This window comes from Psychrobacter sp. 1U2 (assembly GCF_051847575.1).
Genome location: NZ_JBPYDC010000746.1, coordinates 1 through 860, shown reverse-complemented (window position 1 = coordinate 860; position 860 = coordinate 1). Strand labels below are relative to the sequence as shown.

The following is an 860-nucleotide window of genomic DNA, read 5'->3' as shown; positions in this document are numbered from 1 at the left end:
ACATACAATCACTTGCTGCAGATGCAAGGTCGCTAGACCCTGAGTAAAAATGTTGTGCCAGATAAAACTGACTTGTTCATGCAACTCTGGCACTACTCGCCAATATACTGAATTTTCGTTTTGGTCGGTAGCGGCTAATGGTTGCGTAAAGTGCTGATACTCTGACGGAATAAGTCGTCGTTGTCGCTGATCATATTGTCCTTTACGTGCCTTAGTGAGCGCTTTTTGACTAACATCTGAGCCCAATAACACATAATTTGAGGTGTTTTTTGCAGCTAGACTCATCGCCAACGACCACACTTCTTGGCCTGTAGCACAGCCGACGCTCCATATACGAAAGAGCCTTGTACTACTACCGTTACTACTACTAATGCTATCGTTAGCATAGTCTTCAATAATATTTTGTGATAGCCGAGCACTGTACTGACTTGCCAGCGATGTTATAAACGCTATTGAAGGTTCGTGCCGAAAAAAACGACTTTCAGGAATAAGTACGGTATCAAGTAACTGCTGGTTCAGTTTGTTATCTTTTTTTATAGCTTCCCAAAGCTCTGCTACAGACATTTCATTTTCTGTGGCAGTGGTTTCAATCGCATTCAACAACCACTGAGACTGCTCACTTGGCAAGACAAAACCAATTTCTTGTTCTATATAGCGTTGCCACTGAACAACTGCAATTGGCCTGTCTTTTAAGCGAAAAAGGGTCGGCTCATTTATTTTTAGATGGTTGCGTCTCAAATGATTGAGCTTAAACTTACTGGATCTTAAGCCATTTACCTTGTGTATATCCGTACCCACGTTAGATGTATTAAATGACATTTTTTATCAACGCCATAGCGGAAGTATGATCTTGAAAGTCT

The 860-nt window shown here is 41.3% G+C and carries 1 protein-coding gene; it reads right to left on the bottom strand.

What is annotated here, in order from left to right; genetic code table 11:
- Positions 1 to 819: CheR family methyltransferase (locus ACS8FD_RS18495; protein ID WP_439276918.1), on the bottom strand; the 819-nt coding region annotated here is incomplete at its 3' end.
- Positions 820 to 860 lie beyond the last annotated feature (41 nt).